This window comes from Stenotrophomonas indicatrix (genome assembly GCF_050573115.1).
GTDB classification, from domain to species: Bacteria; Pseudomonadota; Gammaproteobacteria; order Xanthomonadales; family Xanthomonadaceae; genus Stenotrophomonas; species Stenotrophomonas lactitubi_A.
The window spans coordinates 351,894-374,513 of the sequence record NZ_JBNYZT010000004.1 but is presented as its reverse complement, the minus strand read 5'-3'; the positions used below and the strand labels follow the sequence as shown (position 1 = coordinate 374,513).

The window sequence follows — 22,620 nt, the reverse complement described above, 5'->3', positions numbered from 1 at the left end:
ACGATACGCCGCCGCTGCGTGCACGGCACGTACCGGTACAGGCGTCCCGCAACACAGCAGGTGGTCGATTCAGCGGGTGCAGGTGGCACGCCCGCGGCGATACAGCGCCAGCGCCAGCCAGATCAACCAGCCGACGATCACCGCGATCACCAGTTTCTGCCCCAGCCCGCGCGGTGGCCCACCACGCCAGAGCACGTGCATCCACAGCAGCACGAAGGCCAGCCATGCCCAGCCCCACAACAGCGCCGCACTGCGTCGCCAGCCCGGCTCGCGGCGCAGGTACCAGGCCTGCAGCAGCATGCCCACGCTGGCGCACAGGAAGGCGGTATTGGCGGCCAGCCCATGGATCAGCGGCGCCAGCAACGGCGTTGCCGCGGGCAGCCAGCTGTCACCGATGGCAACGGTGGCCAAGCCGCCGGCAGCCACGCAGAACAGCAACGGTGCCGCTGCGCTGCGCCGCGGCCCCACGCTGTACCGATACAACGCGATGCCGAGCACGGCGATGGCCAGTGCCAGCAGGCAATAGGCCGTGCGTAGTGCCAGGCCCCACGGCCCATGCAGGTACAGGCTCAGGGTGGCCTTTACCCAATCCAGATCCGCACGCGCGAATTGCGTCCACAACGCGGTCGCCACGAACAACAGCAGTGCCACCAGCGCCAGCATCGCGGCTGGACGGGCACGGCTCATGGATCGGCGTCCGGATGCCGTGCCTTCCAGTCAGCCAGCGCCTTGCGGTAACGCTGCAGCTCCTCGGCGTACAGGTCCAGCACGCACAACGGGCAGCCACTGCCGCAGCATTCGTTGGGGCCGGGTTCTTCCGGCGGCAGCGGACGGGGATCGGCGGGGGTATCGGAGACGGTCACGGCTGGAAACAACACCACGCGGTTGCAGGTGGATAGTGTAGCGGCGCGCTCAGGCGCCCAGTTGGCGGCGCAAATTGGCCCGCGCGGCAGCATCAAGCCGCTGGTCGAAGAAGTCGCTGAGGAAGATCCGCGGCGCGCGCAGCAGCCCCTGCAGGAAGCGGCGGCGTCCGGCGCGGTACAGGAAGCCGGGCACCACGCCTTTGTATTCTTCGGCCACGCCGCGGTCGTAGGCGGAGAACACCGCTTCCGGCGCCGCCAGGATCGCCATGTCGCAGTCCAGGAACAACGCGGCTTCGGCATCGACATCGGTCGGGCCCAGCTCGCCATGGCGGGCGGTAAGCAGGATCAACTGCTCGACCCGGCCGGCGTCCACCGATGCCAGCTCCGGTGAGGCCGCAATGGTCCGCAGGGCCAGCGCGGCCGACTTTGCCTCGTTGTCCTTGCGCCCGGCCTGGTAGATCGCATCGTGGTACAGCGCAGCCACATAGACCTCGGCTGGCTGTTGCCAGCCCGGCCCCTCGGCCACCGTCTGGCAATGCTGCAGGACCGCGCGCACATGGCCGAAGTGGTGGTAGGCGCGCGGCGGCGTCGCATAGGCATCCTGCAATGCCTGCCAATGCGCAGGGGCGAGGGTCAGCGGGGCGAAGTCCATGCGTGGATGATCCCGCCCTTGGCAACGCCGGGCAAGCTGGCTGTTTTTTCACCAGCCACTCACATCCCGCACCGGGCAAGGGCCAGAGGCGGTTGTCCACAGGTTTGTCGCGTGCTGGTCCACATCGGCTGTGGATGAGCGCCGCGCTGATTGCCGATGGATGCGGACCGCCACCTGCAGGTCTACACTGGCCGCAGGCGGGAGCGCCCGCCGCTGCCGGAAACCGTCATGCGCCGTCTTGCCGCTCGATGCTTTCTCCTGTCACTGGCTACGCTCGGCGCGCCAGCCCTGTCCGCCCAGGATGCTCCGGCCGCTGCGCCCGCCATCCCGACCATCTCCACCGTAAAGGTCACCGCCGCCAGCGTGCCGACGCCCGAACAGGTGTTCGCGATCCCGCCGGCGATGCGCGAGATGCTGCAGAAGCAGGTGATCAGCCGCAGCTACTCGCGTGACCAGCGCCTGCAGGCGCTGGTGGAAATGATCTTCAGCCAGCATGGGCTGGACCTGCAGTACGACGCCGATGCGACCTACACCGTCAGCGAGATCTGGCAGCACCAGCGCGCCAACTGCCTCGCCTTCACCCTGCTGTTCGTCACGCTCGCCCGTGAGGCCGGCATCCAGGCGCGCGTGCAGGAAGTTGGCCAGGTGGTGTCGTGGTACCAGGATCAGGACCAGGGCGTGGTCTACAACGTCGGCCACGTCAACGCCGGCGTGGATGTCGGCGGCCGCTACGGCACCGTCGACCTGGACCGCAACGTGCTGTATGACCGCCATGGGCCGCAGCCGATCGGCCGTGAACGGGCACTGGCGCACTACTACAACAACCGCGGCGCGGAGCATCTGGCCGACGGCGACCTGAGCGGGGCGCGTGCCTTCTTCGATGCCGCGCTGGCACAGGACCCCACATTCGCATCGACGTGGAACAACATCGGCGTGCTCGACAACCGCCTGGGTGACGACCAGGGTGCTCGCACGGCGCTGGATACCGCCCTGCGCCTGGACGGCCGCCAGAGTGCCGCGTTGAACAACGCCAGTGCGCTCTATCGCAAGCTCGGCATGACGGCGCAGGCGCAGTCGATGCAGAAGAAACTGCAGTCGGTGCAGCGCGAGGATCCGTTCGCGCAGTACATGCAGGGCGCCCAGGCCGAACGCGCTGGCGACCTGGGCAAGGCGATCACGTACTACCGGCGGGCGGTGCGCCTGTACGACACCGCGCACCAGTTCCACTTCGGCCTGGCGCGGGTGTATTTCCTGACGGGCCGGCTGCAGCGTGCAGACCGCGAGCTGCTGCGGGCGCAGGAACTGGGCGGTTCAACGCAGCAGGCCCGCTACCAGGCCAAACTGGACAGTCTGGCCCGCTGGCGAGCGCAGCAGGCCAAGCGCTGAGGCGCGATCAGGCCTTCTTGAGGAAGCAGGTCTTCAGCACCAGCCCCTTGATCTTGTCCGAGTTGCCCTCGATGTGTTCGGCATCGTCTTCGACCAGACGGATGTTGCGGATCACGGTGCCCTGCTTGAGCGGGATCGAGGAACCCTTGACCTTCAGGTCCTTGATCACGGTGACGGTGTCGCCGGTCTGCAGGGTATTGCCGTTGCTGTCACGCACGAGCAGGGTCGAGCCAGCACCTTCTTCGGCCGTCCACTCGAAGCCGCAGTCGGCGCAGATCCACAGCGCGCCATCGGCATAGGTGTTTTCCAGGGTGCACTGCGGGCAGGCGGGAACAGAAGACATCGCAAGTACCTCAAAATGAATCAACAGCCGCCATTGTAACCGCCCGACCTTTTCGTTCATTTTCCGGCGGCGGTCCGGGTGGGGGCTCGCCCGTCCCCGCACGAGGGAGGCGCCGGAACTTGCAGCGCGCGGCAAACTCCAGCAGAGTGCGCGGCCCCTGATCGTCCCCGGACCTCCCCCATGCGCCTCGGCATCGACTTCGGTACCAGCAACTCCGCCGCCGCCATCGTGCGTGATGGGAAGCTGCTGCCGATCCGCTTCGGCGAGGCCGAACAGTTCCGTACCAGCGTGTACTTCCCCGGCGTGGTGCCCGACCCGGACGATTTCCAGCTCGACGCCGGGCAGGAACACGAACTGCAGCAGCTGATCGACAGCGCCGCCCGTGCAGCCCGCGCCGCTGGCCAGGAACGCACGCCACAGGCCCTGCGCCGCGAGGCATTGCGCGCCCTGCGCCGGGAGTGGATGGAGGCTCGCGCTGGAAAGGAACGCAGCGCCAGCGACCTGCTGCAGAACGCGGTCTATGGCGACGACGCGCTGGAAGCATATTTCGAGGAGCACGAAGGCAACCTCGTGCAGAGCCCGAAGTCCATGCTCGGCTACAACCTGCACCCGCGTGCGCGGCAGACCATCACCGGCATCGCCGCGCACATCCTCGAACACATCCGCTTGACCGCCAGCGCGCAGCTCGGCCAACCGCTGCGCAGCGCCCTGCTCGGCCGCCCGGTGCAGTTCCGCAGTTCGATCGGTGAGGCCGGTAACGACCAGGCCCTGGACATCCTGCGCGAAGCGGCCAGCCAGGCCGGCTTCGACCAGATCGACTTCCTTGAAGAACCCGCTGCCGCGGCCATGCATTACCACGCTGAAAGCAGCGATCGCCATCAGGCGGTGATCGTCGATATCGGCGGCGGCACCACCGATATCGCGCACGCCGAAGTGGGTGGCAGCGAAGCACCACGGATCCATCGTGCCTGGGGTATCGCCCGCGGCGGTACCGATATCGACCTGGCCCTGAGCCTGTCCGGTTACATGCCGCTGTTCGGCCGTGGCATCACCCGCGTGCCCACCCACCACTACGTGGAAGCGGCCACCGTGCAGGACATGACCCGCCAGCGCGAGTTCCGCCAGCACAGCTACGACAACGTCGACGCTCCCTGGGGGGCGCGCCTGCAGGCACTGCAGGACACCGGCAACACCGCCCGCCTGTACCGCGATGTCGAGCGCGCCAAGATCGCCCTCAGCGGCGCCAGCGAACACCGCAGCACGCTGGACTACATCGCGCGCGACCTGCACGTGGACAACAGCGCCGACGGTCTGGCCGCCGCCGCCCATGGCTACCTGACCCAGATCCGCGAACTGCTCGCCCAGGTCCGCAATGACATCGGTGGTGACCCGGACGCGGTGTTCCTGACCGGCGGCATGTCCCGCGCCGGCTACCTGCGGCAGGCCGCTGCCGAGGCGTTCCCGGGCGCTCGGATGGTCCACGGCGAGCCCTCGCTGGGGGTCGTCCAAGGCCTCGCGCTGGCGGCAGCCAGCCGGGATTAACAAAACGTTACGCGGTCTGCGCTACCCTTGGCCGGCTAGAAAACCGCTGCACCTTCCGCTGGCCTCGCCGGTGTGTGTACCCATGGTGCAGCCTGCCCCGCCCAGCGGGTCTGGCGACCATGCCCTCTGGCTCGATCATGGTCCGCGTACTACCCGAGCCGCCATCGAGACCCGCTTTGGGCACCCGCCAGGCCCCTGTGGCCGTACAACCTGACGCTGAACCAGCACCCATCGACTGCCGCCGTTGTGACGCGGTCTGTTGCCGGTTGCCGGTCCTGCTGCAGCCCGGCGACCACGTGCCTGGCCAGTTCCTGTCGCGCGACGCACACGGCCGTGCCGTGATGGCGCGCAACGAGGAAGGCTGGTGCGCGGCGATCGATCCGTATCACCTGCGCTGCACGATCTATTCGCAGCGCCCGGCGATCTGCCGCCAGTTCTCGATGGGCGGCGACGACTGCCGCCGCGAGCGGCAGGACTACCTGCGCCAGGCTGAATCCTGCGCGCTTTCCTCCCCTTCCACCTGACAGGAGCAACCATGCCCCGCAAGGCAAAGACCCCCGCGAAGGCCAGCAACAGCATCCGCAGCGAACGCAAGGGCGCATCCGCCAGCACCGTGGTCAACAGCGACTCGATCGCCTCCGACCTGGCCGCGTTCCGCAAGAGCGGTGGCAAGATTGAAGTTCTCGGTACCACCTGGGCGCTGAAGAAAGCCAGCTGACCCACCCCCGACCGCGGCGGCGCTGCCGCCGCGGCCTGCCGGACCGCGCTCAGCGGTCCAGGCGTACCTGCACACTGCCCGAGTGCGACTGCACGCGGATATCGCCGTCGCCGCTGCCCAGGCGGGCATCCAGGCTGCTGCCTGGCCCATAGCGCGGCCGCTCGACCTTGCCGGCGTCGCTGTTGATCGACCCGCTGAAGCTGTTCACCGACAGCTGCGCCGATACCGTGCGCGGCAGACGCAGGCTGACCGACGCACTGACCGACTCCACGTTGATGCGCCCGCCCGGCGCCAATGCGGTCGCAGACAGGTCGATGCCGCCGGATACCGTCTCCACCACCAAGCGCTGGATGCGACCGGCATCGACGCCAACCCGGCCAGACACCGTCTGCGCCCCGATCTCGCCGGAAACGCCGCCACCGGCCTCGATCCGGCCACTGACCGTGTTCACGTCCAGCCGTGGGGTCTGCAACCGCGCAGTGACATTGCCACTGACCGTGTTGAGCTTGCTGTCGCCACTGCGACCGGACGCACTCAGGCTGCCGCTGACCGTATCGGCCTGCAGGCGTCGCACATCAACGCCACTGATGTCCTGGTCGGCACTGACCGTGCTCAGCAACAACTCCACCGAGCGCGGCACGTTGAGGGTCAGGGTGGCGCCACCACTGTTGCCGCGTCGCGGATACTCGATTTCCCAGCGCACCCGGTTGGCACTCTTTTCCTGGCGCAGCTGCAGACCGTCGCTGAGCGTGCCGGTGAGCTGCACGTCATTGCGGTCCCAGCCGCGCACGGTCACCTTGCCGGCGATGTTGCTCAGTTCGATGCGGCCGCCGGCAGCAACATTGTGGCGTTCATCGACACGTGTATCGGCCAGCGCCATGGCGGGCACCAGCAACAGGGCCGCGCAGAAAGGGAAAAGGGTTCGCATCGGGGGGTCTCCTCAGGTTGTCAGACCGGTGGCGGCCTGGGCCGCCTGCCGGGTCAGTTCGAGCCGCAGCGCGTAGGTCCGCTTCAGCTGGCCAAGCAGGTGCGGCGCGCGCGGGTCCTGCGCCATCGCGGCGCGGATCTGTTCCACGCTGCGATCCAGTTCGTGCAGCGCGGGCTGCCACTCCGGCGCAGTGCCATCAGGCAGTGACGCCACGGCCTGCCGGTACTGTTCGGTCATCGCATCGGCCTGCAGCTGCAGGCCACTGGGCGCAGGCAGCGCCTCGGGTGCATGCCGCCACGGCGCCACCGCGTAGAGCGCGAGGCTGGCCGCCAGTGCGGCGCCAACCGGCAACCACCAGCGTCGACGGCTGCGCAGTGGCAACGCCACCACATTGTCCGTGGGCACCTGCGCAGCAACCGGCTCGCGGGGTGGCAACCGCGCGGACAGGCGTTCCCAGCCATCGGCCGGTGTGCTGCGTTCAGTGGGAAGGGCGCGCAGGCGCGCCAGCAGGTCGTGATCGGGGTCGTGCGTAGTCATGTCATGTCTCCCAGGCGCGCGCGCAGCAGGCCACGCGCGCGATGCAGCTGTGCTTTGGAACTACCGACCGCCATCTGCAGCTGGCCGGCGATTTCATGGTGTTTCCAGCCTTCGATATCGTGCAGCACCAGTACCGCACGTGCGCGCGGCGGCAGGGTCGCCAATGCGCGTTCCAGATCGCGTTCGGTGCCGGCGCAACCATCGTGCACTGCCATCTCCGGTATCCCACCGTCAACGTCGTCCAGGCTGTCGTGGTCATGCCCGGCGCCGCGGCCACGCAGTTCCATCAGCGCAGCGTTGACCCCCAACCGATGCAGCCAGGTCGACAGGCTGCTCTCGAAACGGAAGCCCGGCAGTGCCTTCCATGCCTGCAGGAAGGCCTCCTGCAGTGCATCCTCGGCGCGTGCCTGCTGGCCGCCACACAGCCGCCACAACGAGGCAAACACGCGCGGCGAATGCCGCCGATACAGCAGTTCATAGGCAGCGGCATCGCCGGCCGCCGCCGCACGCACCAAGGCGGTTTCGTCGACGGCGTCGGTGGCGGCAGGCGGCGCGGGCATGGTGGTGTCGAGCATATCCGTTGGATGCGGCCAGCCGGAAAAAGGTTTAGATCTGCCGACGCGTTTTCCGCTTGCAACCTTTTCGCGGCTGGCTGCATCCATCACAGGTCCCCCGCAGGCCTTCCCGGCCAGGAGCCTCCCATGTCCAGTCCTTCCTGCGCCGCCCTGCTGGCGATCGTGGCCTGCATGCTGCTGCAGGCGTTCGGCGTTTCCCTGCACTGGCGTGCCGAGAGCGGTCGCGCCTGCCTGCAGCAGCACAAACAGGACCTCGTCTGCCTGGCCTGGACACAGGCGGTCGAAACGTCGACACGCGCCGGGTAACATCAAGCCCCGTTTCCGTCACACGTTGTCGCCCCATGATGTTGTCGCTGAAGGACCACCTGCCCGCCTGGACCCACCCCTGGCTGCATGACATCGGGATCGCCCTGCAGATCCTGATCACCCTGCTGGCCGCCTGGCTGCTGCGGGTCCTGGCCCGGCGCCTGATCCGCCGCTTCGCCGATCACTACACGCTGCCACCGGAAATGGTGATGGGCGCGCGCCGGATCACCAGTTTCGTGGTCTATTTCAGCGCGGTGCTGTACATCCTCAGCCTGCTCGGCGCCTCGCCGTCGGTGCTGTGGACGGCCTTCACCGGCTTCGCTGCGGTAGGTGCGGTGGCGTTCTTCGCGGCCTGGAGCGTGCTGTCCAACATCTTCTGCACGCTGCTGATCTTCACCACGCGGCCGTTCCGCCTGCATGACTACATCGAAGTGCTGGAAAACGGCGAAAAGCCCGGGCTGAAGGGTCGGGTGATCGACGTCAACCTGATCTACACCACGCTGCAGGAAACCGGTGACGGCCACGAGGGCACGGTGCTGCAGCTGCCGAACAACCTGTTCTTCCAGCGCACGGTACGCCGCTGGCGCGACCCGACGCAGGCGCCCGGCGGCATCCAGGGCGACGGCTGAGGTCGGGTTGGTCGGCAGGGCTGCGCCCTGCACCTGCAGATGCTTCAAACCAAAGCAAAGGCAACAGCAAAAGCTGGGTTCCAGTGGGATGGCGGGGCACTGTGGGTTTGCGGGGACGCCGTGAACCCGTCCATGGGGGCTTGGCAGCCGCATCCATGCGGCTGACACCCCGCAAACCCACAGTGCCCCGCCTTCGACAGATTCCCTCTGCTGTTGGTAGGTGTCGACCTTGGTCGACACGTAGATCCACGCCATGCGTGGATGCTCTTCGATCAAATATCGAAATATTCGATTTCCATCGAAATTCATCCACGCACGGTGGGATCTACCCGATCGCGGAAATCTGTCAGAGGTGGGGCGGTGTGGGTAGGCAGGACCGTTGGCGCCATGGATGGCGCCATCGAGCCCCCATGGAAGGGTTTACGGCGTGTCCTGCCTACCCACACCGTCCCGCCTACCCACGGAAGGCCCGCTTTTGACGTTGAAGTTGATGTTGCTTCGGCGGGTGCAGGGCGCAGCCTTGCCGAACACCCTTCACCGCAGTTGGCTGTCCTTGCTGCCGCGGCGGTTGTAGCCACCCTGCGCCTGTTCCTCTTCGTCGTGCGCCTGCTGGCAGTTCACGCACAGCCGAACCCCAGGCACCGCCTGACGCCGCGCCAACGGAATCGGCGCGTCGCATTCCTCACAGTGTTCCAGACCCGGGCCCTGGCGCAGCTGGCGCCGCGCGCGGGCAATCGCATCGTCGACGGTGGCGTCGATCTGGTCCTGGACCGCGCCATCTCCGGCCCAACCGGTAGCCATGGCCATCCTCCGCAGGGGTGTCACCTGATATGGGGACGATACACCCCGCCGCAATCGGTAGCGCCGGGCCATGCCCGGCGGACGCTGCGGCCGGTTCAGCGCCGCCTTACCAGACCAGGTCGTCGGGAACCTGGAACTGCGCGTAGTAGGCGTCGTCCTCGGCGTTGCCGGTGGAGATCTCGACACTGGAGCCGGGCGTGCCATGGTCGACGACAATGGCTTCCGGGGCGCGTTCACGCACTTTTTCAGCCGCCGCGCGCGGCAGCACCGCGTAGCTGTCGCCGTGGGCCACGATGACCAGCACGCCCACCGACAGCGCCTTGCGCAGCTTGGTATCGATCAGCAGGGTGCGGATCACCGCGCCATCGCTGAATCGGTACTCGTCCTCGCCTTTGTGCGGCACGGCGTGGGCGCTGATGATCTGCTTGGCCTGCGCCTTGCGCTCCGCCTGCTTGGCCTGCGCGTTGCGCTCGGCAGCCAGCGCACGGTCACGCTCGATCTTCTCGGCCCGGGCGCGTTCAGCTTCACGCTGGACCTCCGCCGACGTCGACTCGGCCTTGCCCTGGCGGGCCTTGGCCTGTTCACGCGCGGCGGCGCTGGCCTGCGACTTCTTGGCCAGGCCGGCCTTGAGCAATTGTTCCTGCAGCGCGTTGGGCTTTGCCATGGTCGATACGTACCGCGTGTAATCTGGATGCCCCATTCTACCGACGCGCCGACGCCCCTGCATGGCTGTCCTGAAGTACCTCACCGGCTACCCCGAACCCCTGGTCGCCCAGGTCAGCGACCTGCTGGCACAGGGCAAGCTCGGCCCCTGGCTGCAGCAGCGCTACCCCGACCCGCATGAGGTGCGCAGCGATCGCCAGCTGTACGACTACACCCAGGACATGAAGGACCGCTACCTGCGCAAATCGGTGCCGCTCAACAAGGTCTGCTACGACAACACGCTGGAGGTCATCAAGCATGCCCTGGGCACCCACACCGCTATTTCCCGGGTGCACGGTGGCCGGCTCAAGGCCAGCCGCGAGATCCGCATCGCTACCGTATTCCGGCAGGCGCCAGCCGCCTTCCTGCGCATGATCGTGGTGCACGAACTGGCCCATCTGAAGGAGGCCGACCACAACAAGGCCTTCTACCAGCTGTGCCAGCACATGGAACCCGATTACCTGCAGCTGGAGTTCGATACCCGGCTGTACCTGACCGAGCTGGCCAACCGTGGCCAGCGCTGAAACGGCGTAGCGGCTACACTGCGCGCCCCCTGCCCGACCTTTCGCCATGGAACCGACCCGACTCGACAAACGCCTGTCCGCCCTGCTCGGCATCCCGCGTGGTGAAGCGCGGCGCTATATCGAGGGCGGCTGGGTCAGCGTCGATGGCGAGGTGGTGGAACAGCCGCAGCGCCCGGTGGACGAGAGCGCCAGCATCGTGGTGGCCGAGCAGGCCAGCGACAGCAAGGCCGAGCGCGCCAGCATGCTGCTGCACAAGCCGGCAGGCGTGCCGGCCGATGCCCTGTGCGCGCTGATCCGCACCGAAACCCGCAGCGAACTGGATGCCAGTGACATCCGTCCGCTGCAGCGGCACTTCCACGGCCTGCAGCTGGCCTCCTCGCTGCCGGCCGACGACAACGGGCTGGTGGTGGTCAGCCAGGATCCGGCGGTGCTCGCGCACCTGCAGCGGAACCTCGGCCGTACCGAACAGGAGTATCTGGTGGAAGTGGCTGAAGGCGGCCCGGAACGTGGCCCGTGGCTGATGGCCCGGCTGCAGCATGAAGCCGGCGGCCCCAAGGTCAGCTGGCAGAGCGAGCAGCGCCTGCGTTTTGCAGGCAAGGGGCTGACCGCGAGGGGACTGAGGACTGCGGTGACGGCTGCCGGCCTGCAGGTTGTGGCCGTGCGCCGCCTGCGCATCGGCCGGGTCGCGCTGGGCCCGCTGGCCGTGGGCCAGTGGCGCTATCTGGGTAGCGACGAGCGGTTCTGAGTCACGCACTTCATCCACGCATGGCGTGGATCTACCTCCAGGCGTGGCGTGGATCTACCATCGGCGTCATGAGTCTGCGCAAACCCCTATGGCGACGCCTGCTGCGCGTCGCCGCGATCATCATCGCCGCCCTGCTTCTGCTGGCCCTGTCCGGCCTGCTGCTGGCCGACCACCTGGCCCCGCAGGCGCGCGGTGAAGCGTCGCAGGTACTACCACTGCAGCCCGCGCAGACGCCCATCGATCGACAGATGAGGCCCCTGCAGGCCGCCCATCCGGGGCAGTCTGGCGTGGCGTTCCTCAGCGATGGTATGGATGCGTTCGCCGCCCGCGCGATGATCACCGAACATGCCGGCCGCAGCCTGGACCTGCAGTACTACATCTGGCACGACGACCTGATCGGCCACCTGATGGCCAAGGCGCTGTACGACGCCGCCGAACGTGGCGTGCGCGTGCGCATCCTGCTCGATGACATGAACGCCAAGGACAAGGATGCGCTGATGATGGCGCTCGATGCGCATCCCAACATCGAGCTTCGCCTGTACAACCCGTTCCGCAACCGCAGCGGCATCGCCCGCACGCTGGAGCTGGTGCAACGCGCCTTCAGCGTGAACCACCGCATGCACAACAAGAGCTGGATCGCCGATGGGCGCATCGCCATCGTCGGTGGCCGCAACATCGGTGAGGAGTATTTCAGCGCGCGCAGCGACGTGAATTTCCAGGACCTGGACCTGGTGGTGGCCGGCCCGGCCGTGCAGCAGGCCAACCAGATCTTCGACGACTACTGGAACAGCGACGCGGCGATTCCGATCTCGGCGCTGGCGACCTACACCGATGCGCAACTGCGCCAGTTGGTGCGCCAGTCCGATCTGGATGCGCTGCATGCCCAGGCCCAACCGTACCTGCAGCGCGTGGCCGAGTCGCGTCAGCGCCAGCGCGCCAGCCCGCAGCCGCTGCACTGGAGCACGCAGGTACGGATCGTGTCCGATCCACCGATGAAGCATCACGGCGATGCGCATGACGACTGGCTGGTCTCCGCGCTGGTCCGGCAGCTGCAGTCGACGCGCCACAAGGCACTGTTGATCTCGCCGTACTTCGTGCCCGGCAGCGAAGGGCTGGACGGCCTTTCGGCGATGGCCGGGCGTGGCGCCCAGGTCGGCGTGGTGACCAACTCACTGGCGGCCAACGATGTGGCTGCCGTACACGGTGGCTACATGGGCTACCGGGTGCCGCTGCTGAAGGCCGGCGTGCAGCTGTACGAACTGAAGGCGAGCGGCCAGAGCGGTGACGGCAGCCTGTTCGGCAGCAGTGGCGCCAGCCTGCACACCAAGGCATTGCTGGTCGACGACCAGCGCGGATTCGTCGGATCGTTCAACCTCGATCCGCGTTCGGCCTATCTCAACACCGAGATGGGCGTGCTGTTCGACGACCCGGTACTGGGCGGTCAGCTGCGCGCGGAATACCTGCGCCTGGCCAGCCCGGAACACAGCTGGTGGCTGGCACTGGGCACTGATGACCAACTGCGCTGGCTGCAGCGCGAGCCGCCGCCACACTGGGTCGATGCCGAGCCCGGCAGCAGCCTTGGCAAACGCTGGACGGCACGGGTGATCAGCTGGTTGCCGCTGGAATCGCAGCTGTAACGATCAGGGAGCGGGCCCTTCGCCATCGCCGTGCAGGCTCTCGTCCAGGGTTTCCACATTGCGCCCATGCAGGCGCCGCCAGATCCAGCGCAGCGCGTGCGGCGGCGCTGCCGGCAACTGCTCCAGCAAGGCCAGCATGCGGCCCTGGCTGGCATGCCCGTGCCGGCACAGCAGGCTGGCCGCCGCAGCGGCGCTGGCCAGTCGCAGGCTGTCAGCCAGCGGACCGTCGGCGTCAGGCGACAGGGCCTGATGCACCGGTTCGGGCAGTTCCCAGGCGGCAGCCACCCGCTGTGCCAGCGGTAGTGACCACTGCTGCAGCAACTGCAGGGCCAGCGCGGGCTCCACCTCTTCGCCGCGCGCCTGCGCTTCCTGCAGCAGTTGGCGCATGACCAGCGCCGCGCCCAGGCCCTGCACCAGGCCCAGCCATTGCGCCGCGAAGGCATCGCCGAAGGTGACCGTGCGTGCGTGGTCGGCGGCCGCGCGTGAAGCCAGCAGCGCGTGCTCCCAGATGATCGAACTGAACTGCGGGAACACCTCGCACTGCACCTGCATCACCGGCTGCACCAGCACGGCACTGATGATCTGCCGCACCCCTTCGGTGCCGACCAGGGTCACCGCCCGCTGCAGGCTTTCCACAGGCCGCTCGTGCACCTTGTAGACCGGGCTGTTGGCGATGCGCAGCAGGTTGCCGGTCAGCACCGGATCCTGGCCGATGATCGCGGCCATCACCCGCGCCGATGCGACGTCGTCATTGACCGTCTGAATCAGCTGCGGCAGCAGTTGCGGGCGACGCGGCAGCTGCCGGGTGGCCCAGTCGCGGTCCTGCAGTGCACGGTCCACCGCCTCGGCCAGACCCGATGCACTGACCGCCGTCGGTTCACCTGCCAAGCGCGGATACAGTGCCAGCGCATGCAGTCCGCGCTGCAGGTGAGCGGCGACCTCGGCCGCCGGCAACGCATCACCCTGCAGGCTGGCCGCCGCCGCGGCCACGGCCTGGCGGGGGGCTGCGGCCAGACGTGCCGGGGCCCGCCCGGTCAGCTGCGACAGCCGACGGAGCACGGATCGCCACCACGCTGCGGTCATCGCCGCCCACCCTGTCGTTGTCCTGCTGCTGCCACGGCCTGCCTGCACCTTCATCACATCCGGCCACCTGCCGTCGTCGCAGCATCGGCCGCACTTTCATCTTCTTTAATCCGGACGCCTCAGGCGTCGACGGCATATCCCGGGCGAATGGACTAGAATGGCGCCGCGCGACCCGTCCCCCCGTACCGACGACGTCGCTTTTTTTGTTTTCGGACCCTACCGTTCATTGGCAGTTCGCCGCAGTTCACCGCAGATCGCGCCATCGGAGACCCCATGCTATTCGAAACCCTCGCAACCACCGGCCACGAACAGGTGGTGTTCTGCCACAACCAGGATGCCGGTCTGCGGGCGATCATCGCCATCCACAACACCACCCTGGGCCCTGCCCTGGGCGGGGTGCGCATGCGCCCTTACGCCAGCACCGACGATGCGCTGGCCGATGTGCTGCGGCTGAGCCGCACGATGACCTACAAGAACGCGCTGGCCGGTCTCAATGTCGGTGGCGGCAAGGCGGTGATCATCGGCGACCCCAAGGTCGACAAGACCGAAGTGCTGTTCCGCGCCTTCGGCCGCTACGTCGATTCGCTGGGCGGTCGCTACATCACGGCCGAGGATGTCGGTACCGACGTCAACGACATGGAGAACATCTACCTGGAGAGCCAGTTCGTCACCGGCGTACACCAGGTCCATGGCGGCTCGGGAGATCCGGCCCCGTTCACCGCCTATGGCGCGCTGCAGGCGCTGATGGCCTCGATGCGCTTCAAGTTCGGCCATGAGGAAGTGGGCAAGACCAGCATCGCGGTGCAGGGCCTGGGCCATATCGGCATGGAACTGGTGAAGCTGCTGCGCGACCGTGGCGCCAAGCTGTACGTGACCGATCTGGACACCACCCTGGTGGATCGGGCGGTCAGCGATTTCGGCGCCGAGGCCGTCAAGCCGGATGAGATCCACGAAGTGAACGCCGATGTGTTCGCGCCGTGCGCGCTGGAAGGCGCGATCAACGCCGACACCCTGCCGCGGATCAAGGCGAAGATCATCTGTGGCACCGCCAACAACCAGCTGTCCAGCCTGGAGATCGGCGACGAGCTGCATGCGCGCGGCATCCTGTATGCGCCTGACTACGCGGTCAACGCGGGTGGCGTGATGAACGTGTCGCTGGAAATCGACGGTTACAACCGCGAGCGCGCGATGCGGCTGATCCGCAGCATCTACCACAACCTGACACGCATCTTCGAGCTGTCGCAGCGCGAGAACATCGCCCCGCAGCGCGCGGCCGACCGGATTGCCGAAGCGCGCATCCTGTCGATCGGCAAGCTGAAGATGCCGCTGGGCCGCAGCACACCGCGTCTGGGCAATCTGCGCGGCGGCTGATCGCCGCCCTCACGAACCAGGCGGGTGCCGACCGTGGTCGGCACCGCCGGATGAATGCGCCGGGCAAGCCCGGCGCTACGATCAGAAGCCTGTGCTGTAGCGCAGCGCCGCCTGCCGTGCATCATTGCCACCCACGCGCTGGTCGATGCCCAGGCTCAGGCGGCCATTGCGGCCCCACCACGATTCCAGCGCCAGGCCAAACAGGGCACTGCCACGCGGTGCGTCAACCCCGGCCAACGGCGCCCAGGCATCAACGCCGACGAAACTTGCCTGCCAGGCCTGCTCGTTGCCATCCAGCCGTTGTTGCCATTCGGCATGGCCGCGCAGGGTCCAACGCCCCCACTGCCGCTCGCCTCGCAGGCCCGCCAGCATCTGGCTGCGCTGTGCACGTGACGCCTCACCGCGCAGGCCGAAGCCAAAGCCGCCCTGCTCGCTGAAGCCATCGGTATCCAGCCGCGTGCTGCTGGCCCCCAGGTAGGGGGTCAGCGACGCACCGATGCGGCCGAAACGATAGCCACCTTCGACGCTGGCACTGCTGAAACGCCCGCCGTAGCGCGCGGACACGCCGTAGGCACCGGCGCCCAGCAGCAACTGGCGGTCCAGCTCACGGGTGAACTGGCCGGTGCCGAACTGGGCCAGCGCATAGCCACGCCCCAGGTTCCAGCCGGCATACAACTGCGCCTGCGCCTGGCGGTCGCGGCCACGATCGCCGCTGAAGTTGCTGCCGCCATTGCTGCGGGTTTCGCCGAAGGCCATGCCCAGCAGACCATTACTGCCCAGTGCTACGTCCTGGCCGGCCATCCAGCCCTGGCTGTCGGCGCCGTTGCCGGCAAAGCTGCCCTGCCCGGCTTCGCCCAGCGCACTCTGCCAGGCACCGCGCAGCTTCGGTGCTGCCTGCACGCGGTCGAAGCGCTCGGCAACCGCACGGCGCGACATGTCCACGCTGTCGAAGGTCGACGCTTCAGCACGCGCATGCGCCTGTCCGGACAGACTCTCCAGGCTCGCCGACAGGCCATCGGTCCCGCCAGCCGTGCGCTGCAGCGCGCCGGCGGCCGCACCAAACGCTGAACCCTGCAGGTTGGCATTGCGGTCCAGCGCGGTGAATGCCGACGCCACACGCAGTGCCGATGTCTGTGCATTGGCGCCCAGGCCGGACGCAGCGGCGGAAACGTTGACCTGGGTCAAGTCCATCCACGCGTCGTTGCTGCTGTAGCCGTACTGCGCCTGCAGCAGGGTCAGGCCGTTGGCCCCGGTGTTGTTCACCGGCGTGGTGAACGTACCGTTGATGCCGCCGTTGGCATGGATCAGCCCCTGGCGGCTGCCGACCTGCGGCACGTAACCCGCAACGATGCCATTGACCACCACGCCACCGGCCAGACGTGCGGTGCCGGTCACCTGCAGCGGGTTCACGCCCAGCGCGACGATCAGCTGCGCATCCGGCCGCTGGCTGTAATTGCCTTCGATGGTCGCAGTGGTGTTGGCGTTGATCAGCACCACGCTGGCGCCGTTGTCGACGTTGCCGATCACCCGCGGCGTGCCGGGCATGAACTGCAGGCCGGCCATCGAGGCACCGCCGGCACCAGAGATGCTGACGTTGGAACGGATCACGGCGCCGCCGCGCAGGGCCAGGCTGCCGCGCTCGATGCGGGTCGCACCGCTGTAACTGTTGTTGCCGCTCAGCTCCAGCCGGCCATCGCCGCGCTTGACCAGGCCGCCAGCGCCGGCGATGTCGTTGCTCCAGCTCGAGCCCGAGGAAGGTGCATCGACATTGACCGTGACATCACCCCAGTCGAAGCGGCCGGGACCGTTCACCGCCTTGCCGACGTTGAGCATGCCGTAGCCATAGATCGGGTCGACGCCAGGTGCACCGATGTCGGTGGCGGTGCCCAGCAGGGTCTGCCGCACCAGGTCGTTGTCGAAGTACGGGTAGCGCTGCCAGACCAGCGCAGCAGCACCGGAGATCAGCGGCGCGGCAAAGGACGTGCCGTAGTTCCACAGGTATTTGCCGGTACCCGGCTCCGGGAACACCGCGCTGCCGGGAGCGGTCAGGCAGTAACGCGCGGAGTCGCCACAGGCATTCGCCCAAGAGGCACGTTCACCGGGCTTGTTCGGATCGATCGCGGTGGCCACCAGCCAGCCCTTCTCCAGATCAGCGGCCGGCAGCGATCCGCCGAAGCCACGCTGGCTCGGCAGCGCGGCCACGCTGCTGGGCTGGTCGCGGCCCTCGTTGCCGGCGGCGAACACCACCAGGCCGCCGTGGTTGATGATGAAGGGGCGGTATTCGGCCGCGACCTGCGCGGTGGTACCGAGGTCGGTCCAGTACAGGCCGCCCCAGGAGTTGTTCATCACCTTCACGCCGTAGTTGATCAGGTCCTGGTGGACCCCGGCCACGCCCAGCGTGCCGCTGAAGGAATTGCCCTTGCCGCTGCCGTCGTCCTTGGGCGCGGTGTCGGAAATGATCCGCGCCGAGACAATCTCCGCACCCGGTGCGATGCCCCCGGGCCATACGCCCACCGATACACCGGCGGCCAGGCTGGCTACGGCCGTGCCATGGCCAAGCACGTCATCGACGTTGAGATTGTTGCGACTCGGGTCGATATAGTTGAGGTTGGCCACCACCCGTCCGTTCAGTGCCTCGGCGTTGCGCAACACGCCCGAATCGACGATGCCGATGCGGACGCCGCGGCCGGTCGCGCCAGTGGTCTGTGCGGCACGCGCGTTGGTCTGTGCCAGATGCGCATCCACAGCCGGCTCCAGCGGCTTGGAAGCGGGAGGCGGAGTGACCGGGGGCGTGACCGGAGGCGTGACCGGTGGCGGGTCGATGCGCACGTTGCTGCCGCCCCCTCCACCGCCACACGCCGACAGCGCCACCGCCAGCGCCGATGCCAGGACCGACCTTCCCATCGTCTTACGTTCCATCGTTTCCTTCCCATGAACGTTGGCCTGCCGCCATCCGGGCAGGCATCCAGTACTGCCCAGCGGCAGTCTTCGCCGACCCTCTATACTGAGCCGACCCCCACGCAGTCTGCCGGGAAACGGCGCCGCTTCCAACGCCCGTCGTCTCCTTTCCGAACATTGCTCACGCATCAACGAGATTGCCATGTCCAACATCGTCATCGCCGCCGCCAAGCGCACCGCCATCGGCTCCTTCCTCGGCCAGTTCAACGGCGTTCCGACCCCGACCCTCGGCGCGGCCGCCATTGCCGCCGCGCTGGAACAGTCGGGCGTTCCTGCCAGCGACGTCTCCGAAGTCCTGATGGGCTGCGTGCTGCCGGCCAACCTCGGCCAGGCCCCTGCCCGCCAGGCGGCGATCGCCGCCGGCATCCCGCTGTCGGTCGGCGCGACCACCCTCAACAAGGTCTGCGGTTCGGGCATGAAGGCCATCATGCTCGGTCATGACCTGATCAAGGCCGGCTCGGCCAAGGTCGTGGTCGCCGGCGGCATGGAATCGATGTCCAACGCCCCGCACCTGTTGCCCAATTCGCGCACCGGCAACCGTTTCGGCAACTTCCAGGCCGTGGACCACATGGCCCACGACGGCCTGGTCAATGCCTATGACGGCAAGGCCATGGGCGAATTCGCCGAGTGTGCCGTGGACAAGTACCAGTTCACCCGCGAAGAGCAGGACGCCTACTCCATCGAATCGGTCAAGCGCGCACAGGCGGCCCAGGCCAACGGCGCCTTCGCCGACGAAATCGTTGCGGTGAAGGTCGCCACCCGCAAGGGTGACGTCGAGGTCGCCAGCGACGAGCAGCCCGGCCGTTCGGACATCGCCAAGATTCCGACCCTGCGCCCGGCCTTCAAGAAGGACGGCAGCGTGACCGCCGCCAGTTCCTCCAGCATTTCCGACGGCGCTGCCGCCGTCGTCCTGCTGAGCGAAGAAGATGCTGCCGCACGCGGCCTGCAGCCGCTGGCGCGCATCGTCGGCCATGCCACCCATTCGCAGGAGCCGGAGTGGTTCACCACCGCCCCGATCGGCGCCATCCACACCCTGCTGGCGAAGACCGGCTGGTCGCTGGACCAGGTCGATCTGTTCGAAATCAACGAGGCCTTTGCCGTGGTGGCGATGGCGCCGATGCGCGAACTGGGCATCCCGCACGACAAGCTCAACGTGAATGGCGGCGCCTGCGCGCTGGGCCATCCGATCGGTGCCTCCGGCGCACGCCTGGTCGTCACCCTGGTCAACGCATTGCGCACGCGCGGCGGCAAGCGCGGCATTGCCACCCTGTGCATCGGCGGCGGCGAAGCGACGGCTATCGCCATCGAGTTGATCTGAAAGGGTTTAACGTCTATTTCGCAAAAATGAATGCGGGATCGCTTGACACCCAATCTTGGCTTGTCATCATGTTGTCGGCGCGCAGCATGCGCGTTGCCTAATTCTAACGACGAGGATTTACACAATGAGCATCAACAAGCTGCTGGTCGCGATGTCCCTGGCTCTGGCCCTGGCCGCCTGCTCGAAGCAGGAAGCTGCCCAGGACGCCGCTGCTTCGGCCAACCAGGCCGCCACCGAAGCCCAGGCTGCTGCCGACCAGGCCGCCGCTGCTGGCGCCCAGACCGCCGACGCTGCCCAGCAGGCCGCTGACACCGCCGCCACCGCTGCTGACGCTTCGGTTGACGCCGCTGCCCAGGCTGCTGGCGCTGCCACCGACGCTGCTGCCGGCGCTGCTGCCGACGCTGCCAAGGCTGCTGAAGGCACCGCCGAGAAGGCCAAGGACGCTGCTGAAGAAGCCAAGAAGTAATAACTTCTTTCTTCAAGCTGTTCTGAAGAAGCCGCTGGTTCGCCAGCGGCTTTTTCTTTGCGCGCAGTTCCGTGCGCAGGTCACCACTACGTCTTCACAACGGTATGAATAGGCTGGCGTCCCCATCCATTGCAGTACCGGAGACCGCCATGAAGATTCGCCCGCTGACCACTACCCTGCTGGCCGCCTCCCTGCTGCTCGCACTGGCTGCCTGCAAGGGCCCGGAAGCCGAACAGGCCAAGCAGGATGCCGCGCAGGCCGCCGACAGTGCCGGTGTTGCCGCACGCGATGCCGTCGACAAGGCCGCAGAAGCAACCCGCAACGCCGCCGACAAGACCGCCGCTGCCTCCGAGCAGGCTGCCGCCGACACCCAGCACGCGCTGGACAAGGCCGCCGACGCCACGGCCACCGCAGCCGGTGAAGCCAAGGCCGCCGCCACCGATGCCGCCGCCCACGCCAGCGACGCCACTGCCGATGCCGCGCAGAAGGTCGCCGACAAGGCCCGCGACGTCGCCAACGACGCCAAGGCCAACGCCGCCAAGGAAGAAGCCAAGCACTAAGGCCTTCGCGTTCGCCGGGCATGGCCCGGCGCTACCGGAAAAGCCGAGCACGGGCTCGGCTCTACAGGAAAAGCCGCGGCACGCCCGCGGCTTTTCTGCTTTCTGCTTTCCGCTTCTTCTGTTGATTCCGCGGTGGACGCGCACGGAAACCGTCCAAGGCCGCGCGGGTGGGCTGCGCAGGGGTGTCCGCGGCATGGATGCCGCGGCCAAGCCCCCAGGGACGGGTTCACGGCGTCCCCTGCGCAGCCCATCCGCACGGCCCGCTCACGATGCAGACTCCGCGCGGCCCACCACGAGGGGCTCCGCCGCTGGCCACCACTACGGCAACGCGCGCGCCAGCATCCCCGCCACATCCACCCCCGCCGGCAGCGTGCCGAATGCCAACCCATGTTCGCCCTGCAGCCGGCTGCGGATGAATGCTTCGGCCATCGGACTGCGCGCACGCAGCAACAACGCCGCCTGCAGCAGCAACGCAGTGCGTTCGCAGAACACCCGCGCCTGTGCCTCCTCCGGTGCCGCCGCATCGCGCCAATGCTGCAGCGCCGCCGCATAGCGCGCATCACGGTCGGCCACCGCCTCCAGTTCACCGTGCAGTGCCGCCAGCACCTCAGGTTCGCGCGCCAGCGCGCGCAGCACATCCAGGCACTGGATGTTGCCGCTGCCCTCCCAGATCGAATTCAACGGCGCCTGCCGGTACAGCCGCGGCAACATCGATTCCTCCACGTAGCCGGCACCGCCCAGGCACTCCTGTGCTTCGTTGACGAACGCAGGCGCACGCTTGCATATCCAGTACTTGCCCAATGCCGTACCCAGCCGCGCAAGCGCGGCCTCGGCCGGATCGCTGCCGGCGTGATCGACCGCGCGTGCGATACGCATCGCCAGCACCGTGGCGGCTTCCGATTCCAGCGCCAGATCGGCCAGCACGTTGGCCATCAACGGGTGGTCCATCAGTGGCTTTCCAAAGGTGCGCCGATGCCGCGCGTGGTGCAGCGCCTGTGCCAGCGCCATGCGCATTTCCGCCGCAGCGCCCAGCATGCAGTCCAGCCGGGTCATCATCACCATGCCGATGATGGTAGCGACGCCGCGTCCCTCCTCGCCCACCCGCCAAGCCTGTGCACCGCAGAACTCAACCTCACTGGAGGCGTTGGCCCAGTCGCCCAGCTTGTCTTTCAGGCGCATCAGGCGGAACGCATTGCGATCGCCATCGGCCAGGCGTCGAGGCATCAGCAGGCAGGTCAATCCGGCCGGCGCCTGCGCCAGTACCAGGAAGCCATCGCACATCGGTGCGGAGAAGAACCATTTGTGTCCGATCAGCCGATAGCGCTCGCCATCGATGGGTTCGGCGCGGGTGGTGTTGGCGCGCACGTCCGAGCCGCCCTGCTTCTCGGTCATGCCCATGCCCAGGGTGATGCCGGCCTTGTCGGACACCGGCACATCACGTGGGTCGTATACCGGTGCGGCAGCCTTGCGCGACCACTCGGCCAGATGCGGCTGCCCGCGCAGCACGGCTACGGCTGCATGGGTCATGGTCAACGGGCAGCTGGTGCCCGCCTCGGCCTGGTGGTGCAGGTAGCTCAGTGCAGCGCGCGCAACATGGGCGCCGGGCTGCGGCTCATGCCAGGACAGCCCTGCAACGCCGTGCTCCTTCGCCGTCTGCATCAGCTGGTGATACGCCGGATGGAATTCCACGGTATCGATGCGATGGCCCTGCGCATCATGGGTGCGCAGGCGTGGGCGGTCGCGGTTGGCCTCGAAGCCGATGCGGTACAGCTCGTCCCCGGCCAGTCCTCCATACACCGCCAGGCGTGGCGCGAACGCTGCCGCAGACTCGCGCTGCACGGCCTCCATCAGTGCGATGTCGTCGGTCCACAACTGGCGACCCGCGAACGGTGGCGGCTGGTTGAGCACCACGTGGGTTTCGTAGGGAGCGCTGCTGTTGAAGCTCGGTCCACTCATCGGTTCTTTCCCCGCCGGCA

General features: G+C 67.6%; 25 protein-coding genes. 13 read left to right on the top strand and 12 right to left on the bottom strand.

Annotated elements, in window-relative coordinates; translation table 11 throughout:
• Nucleotides 1–69: 69 nt before the first annotated feature.
• From ACQ5SA_RS12585 to ACQ5SA_RS12575, 3 genes are read right to left on the bottom strand one after another with little or no spacing between them, the layout of a single operon-like run.
• A complete protein-coding gene (locus ACQ5SA_RS12585) occupies nucleotides 70–687 on the bottom strand; it encodes a DUF998 domain-containing protein (protein WP_499314389.1) in 618 nt (205 codons plus the stop codon).
• The gene (locus tag ACQ5SA_RS12580) at nucleotides 684–863 is read right to left on the bottom strand and encodes an oxidoreductase-like domain-containing protein (RefSeq protein WP_230112494.1); all 180 of its coding nucleotides are present in this window, start codon (nucleotides 861–863) and stop codon (nucleotides 684–686) included. The genes ACQ5SA_RS12585 and ACQ5SA_RS12580 overlap by 4 nt, the downstream gene beginning before the upstream one ends.
• Before the next feature lie 49 nt (nucleotides 864–912).
• Complete coding sequence (locus ACQ5SA_RS12575) at nucleotides 913–1,515, bottom strand: HD domain-containing protein (RefSeq protein WP_230112468.1); 603 nt, start codon at nucleotides 1,513–1,515, stop codon at nucleotides 913–915.
• 228 nt (nucleotides 1,516–1,743) lie between these two features.
• Here ACQ5SA_RS12575 and ACQ5SA_RS12570 point away from each other — a divergent pair, with 228 nt between their 5' ends.
• Nucleotides 1,744–2,901 carry a transglutaminase domain-containing protein gene (locus tag ACQ5SA_RS12570; RefSeq protein WP_230112469.1) on the top strand — a complete coding sequence of 386 codons (1,158 nt, stop codon included), beginning with the start codon at nucleotides 1,744–1,746 and terminating at the stop codon, nucleotides 2,899–2,901.
• A gap of 7 nt (nucleotides 2,902–2,908) precedes the next feature.
• Here ACQ5SA_RS12570 and ACQ5SA_RS12565 read toward each other — a convergent pair whose 3' ends face one another.
• Nucleotides 2,909–3,244, bottom strand: a complete 336-nt coding sequence (locus ACQ5SA_RS12565; RefSeq protein ID WP_230112470.1) for a zinc ribbon domain-containing protein YjdM — start codon at nucleotides 3,242–3,244, stop codon at nucleotides 2,909–2,911.
• 180 nt (nucleotides 3,245–3,424) lie between these two features.
• Here ACQ5SA_RS12565 and ACQ5SA_RS12560 point away from each other — a divergent pair, with 180 nt between their 5' ends.
• The 3 genes from ACQ5SA_RS12560 (at nucleotide 3,425) to ACQ5SA_RS12550 (ending at nucleotide 5,504) form a co-directional block, all read left to right on the top strand.
• Nucleotides 3,425–4,786 (top strand): Hsp70 family protein, encoded by a 1,362-nt coding sequence (locus ACQ5SA_RS12560; protein WP_165377788.1) that lies wholly within the window; start codon nucleotides 3,425–3,427, stop codon nucleotides 4,784–4,786.
• Nucleotides 4,787–5,016: 230 nt separating this feature from the next.
• Nucleotides 5,017–5,310, top strand: coding sequence for a YkgJ family cysteine cluster protein (locus tag ACQ5SA_RS12555; RefSeq protein WP_051501656.1), 294 nt, complete (start codon nucleotides 5,017–5,019; stop codon nucleotides 5,308–5,310).
• Nucleotides 5,311–5,321: 11 nt separating this feature from the next.
• Nucleotides 5,322–5,504 carry a hypothetical protein gene (locus tag ACQ5SA_RS12550; protein WP_025879072.1) on the top strand — a complete coding sequence of 61 codons (183 nt, stop codon included), beginning with the start codon at nucleotides 5,322–5,324 and terminating at the stop codon, nucleotides 5,502–5,504.
• Between the two features lie 49 nt (nucleotides 5,505–5,553).
• Here the strand turns inward: ACQ5SA_RS12550 and ACQ5SA_RS12545 are convergent, their stop codons facing one another.
• Genes ACQ5SA_RS12545 through ACQ5SA_RS12535 form a run of 3 tightly spaced genes read right to left on the bottom strand, consistent with a single transcriptional unit; the run spans nucleotide 5,554 to nucleotide 7,544 of the window.
• A complete protein-coding gene (locus ACQ5SA_RS12545; protein WP_230112471.1) occupies nucleotides 5,554–6,432 on the bottom strand; it encodes a DUF4097 family beta strand repeat-containing protein in 879 nt (292 codons plus the stop codon).
• A 12-nt stretch (nucleotides 6,433–6,444) separates the two neighbouring features.
• Nucleotides 6,445–6,969, bottom strand: a complete 525-nt coding sequence (locus ACQ5SA_RS12540; RefSeq protein WP_230112472.1) for a hypothetical protein — start codon at nucleotides 6,967–6,969, stop codon at nucleotides 6,445–6,447.
• Nucleotides 6,966–7,544, bottom strand: a complete 579-nt coding sequence (locus ACQ5SA_RS12535) for an RNA polymerase sigma factor (RefSeq protein WP_394198081.1) — start codon at nucleotides 7,542–7,544, stop codon at nucleotides 6,966–6,968. Before ACQ5SA_RS12535 ends, ACQ5SA_RS12540 begins: the two co-directional genes overlap by 4 nt.
• Nucleotides 7,545–7,670: 126 nt before the next feature.
• On the opposite strand from ACQ5SA_RS12535, the gene ACQ5SA_RS12530 reads away from it, so the two are divergent.
• Both ACQ5SA_RS12530 and ACQ5SA_RS12525 read left to right on the top strand, forming a co-directional pair.
• Nucleotides 7,671–7,850 (top strand): hypothetical protein, encoded by a 180-nt coding sequence (locus tag ACQ5SA_RS12530; RefSeq protein ID WP_108267758.1) that lies wholly within the window; start codon nucleotides 7,671–7,673, stop codon nucleotides 7,848–7,850.
• A 35-nt stretch (nucleotides 7,851–7,885) separates the two neighbouring features.
• On the top strand, nucleotides 7,886–8,479 hold the full coding sequence (locus ACQ5SA_RS12525; protein ID WP_080353823.1) for a mechanosensitive ion channel family protein: 594 nt from the start codon (nucleotides 7,886–7,888) through the stop codon (nucleotides 8,477–8,479).
• 534 nt (nucleotides 8,480–9,013) lie between these two features.
• Here the strand turns inward: ACQ5SA_RS12525 and ACQ5SA_RS12520 are convergent.
• Nucleotides 9,014–9,280 carry a DksA/TraR family C4-type zinc finger protein gene (locus ACQ5SA_RS12520; protein WP_230112474.1) on the bottom strand — a complete coding sequence of 89 codons (267 nt, stop codon included), beginning with the start codon at nucleotides 9,278–9,280 and terminating at the stop codon, nucleotides 9,014–9,016.
• Nucleotides 9,281–9,386: 106 nt separating this feature from the next.
• A complete protein-coding gene (locus ACQ5SA_RS12515) occupies nucleotides 9,387–9,944 on the bottom strand; it encodes a DUF2058 domain-containing protein (RefSeq protein ID WP_363732259.1) in 558 nt (185 codons plus the stop codon).
• Between the two features lie 61 nt (nucleotides 9,945–10,005).
• Between ACQ5SA_RS12515 and ACQ5SA_RS12510 the strand changes: the two genes are divergently transcribed.
• The 3 genes from ACQ5SA_RS12510 (at nucleotide 10,006) to ACQ5SA_RS12500 (ending at nucleotide 12,888) form a co-directional block, all read left to right on the top strand.
• Nucleotides 10,006–10,506, top strand: a complete 501-nt coding sequence (locus ACQ5SA_RS12510; RefSeq protein ID WP_059064772.1) for a M48 family metallopeptidase — start codon at nucleotides 10,006–10,008, stop codon at nucleotides 10,504–10,506.
• Nucleotides 10,507–10,552: 46 nt separating this feature from the next.
• The gene (locus tag ACQ5SA_RS12505) at nucleotides 10,553–11,251 is read left to right on the top strand and encodes an RNA pseudouridine synthase (protein WP_100461343.1); all 699 of its coding nucleotides are present in this window, start codon (nucleotides 10,553–10,555) and stop codon (nucleotides 11,249–11,251) included.
• A 68-nt stretch (nucleotides 11,252–11,319) separates the two neighbouring features.
• A complete protein-coding gene (locus ACQ5SA_RS12500) occupies nucleotides 11,320–12,888 on the top strand; it encodes a phospholipase D family protein (protein WP_499314388.1) in 1,569 nt (522 codons plus the stop codon).
• A 3-nt stretch (nucleotides 12,889–12,891) separates the two neighbouring features.
• Here the strand turns inward: ACQ5SA_RS12500 and ACQ5SA_RS12495 are convergent, their stop codons facing one another.
• Nucleotides 12,892–13,971 (bottom strand): HDOD domain-containing protein, encoded by a 1,080-nt coding sequence (locus ACQ5SA_RS12495; protein WP_499314397.1) that lies wholly within the window; start codon nucleotides 13,969–13,971, stop codon nucleotides 12,892–12,894.
• A gap of 273 nt (nucleotides 13,972–14,244) precedes the next feature.
• Here ACQ5SA_RS12495 and ACQ5SA_RS12490 point away from each other — a divergent pair, with 273 nt between their 5' ends.
• Complete coding sequence (locus tag ACQ5SA_RS12490; protein WP_230112477.1) at nucleotides 14,245–15,342, top strand: Glu/Leu/Phe/Val dehydrogenase dimerization domain-containing protein; 1,098 nt, start codon at nucleotides 14,245–14,247, stop codon at nucleotides 15,340–15,342.
• Nucleotides 15,343–15,423: 81 nt separating this feature from the next.
• Here ACQ5SA_RS12490 and ACQ5SA_RS12485 read toward each other — a convergent pair whose 3' ends face one another.
• On the bottom strand, nucleotides 15,424–18,261 hold the full coding sequence (locus ACQ5SA_RS12485; RefSeq protein WP_499314387.1) for a S8 family serine peptidase: 2,838 nt from the start codon (nucleotides 18,259–18,261) through the stop codon (nucleotides 15,424–15,426).
• 181 nt (nucleotides 18,262–18,442) lie between these two features.
• Here ACQ5SA_RS12485 and ACQ5SA_RS12480 point away from each other — a divergent pair, with 181 nt between their 5' ends.
• The 3 genes from ACQ5SA_RS12480 (at nucleotide 18,443) to ACQ5SA_RS12470 (ending at nucleotide 20,644) form a co-directional block, all read left to right on the top strand.
• The gene (locus ACQ5SA_RS12480) at nucleotides 18,443–19,618 is read left to right on the top strand and encodes a thiolase family protein (RefSeq protein WP_340572104.1); all 1,176 of its coding nucleotides are present in this window, start codon (nucleotides 18,443–18,445) and stop codon (nucleotides 19,616–19,618) included.
• 124 nt (nucleotides 19,619–19,742) lie between these two features.
• Nucleotides 19,743–20,084: a hypothetical protein gene (locus ACQ5SA_RS12475; protein WP_089236409.1), complete on the top strand. Its 342-nt coding sequence runs from the start codon at nucleotides 19,743–19,745 to the stop codon at nucleotides 20,082–20,084.
• Nucleotides 20,085–20,233: 149 nt separating this feature from the next.
• Complete coding sequence (locus ACQ5SA_RS12470; RefSeq protein ID WP_230112480.1) at nucleotides 20,234–20,644, top strand: hypothetical protein; 411 nt, start codon at nucleotides 20,234–20,236, stop codon at nucleotides 20,642–20,644.
• A gap of 318 nt (nucleotides 20,645–20,962) precedes the next feature.
• Here ACQ5SA_RS12470 and ACQ5SA_RS12465 read toward each other — a convergent pair whose 3' ends face one another.
• Nucleotides 20,963–22,600 carry an acyl-CoA dehydrogenase family protein gene (locus ACQ5SA_RS12465; protein ID WP_499314386.1) on the bottom strand — a complete coding sequence of 546 codons (1,638 nt, stop codon included), beginning with the start codon at nucleotides 22,598–22,600 and terminating at the stop codon, nucleotides 20,963–20,965.
• Nucleotides 22,601–22,620 lie beyond the last annotated feature (20 nt).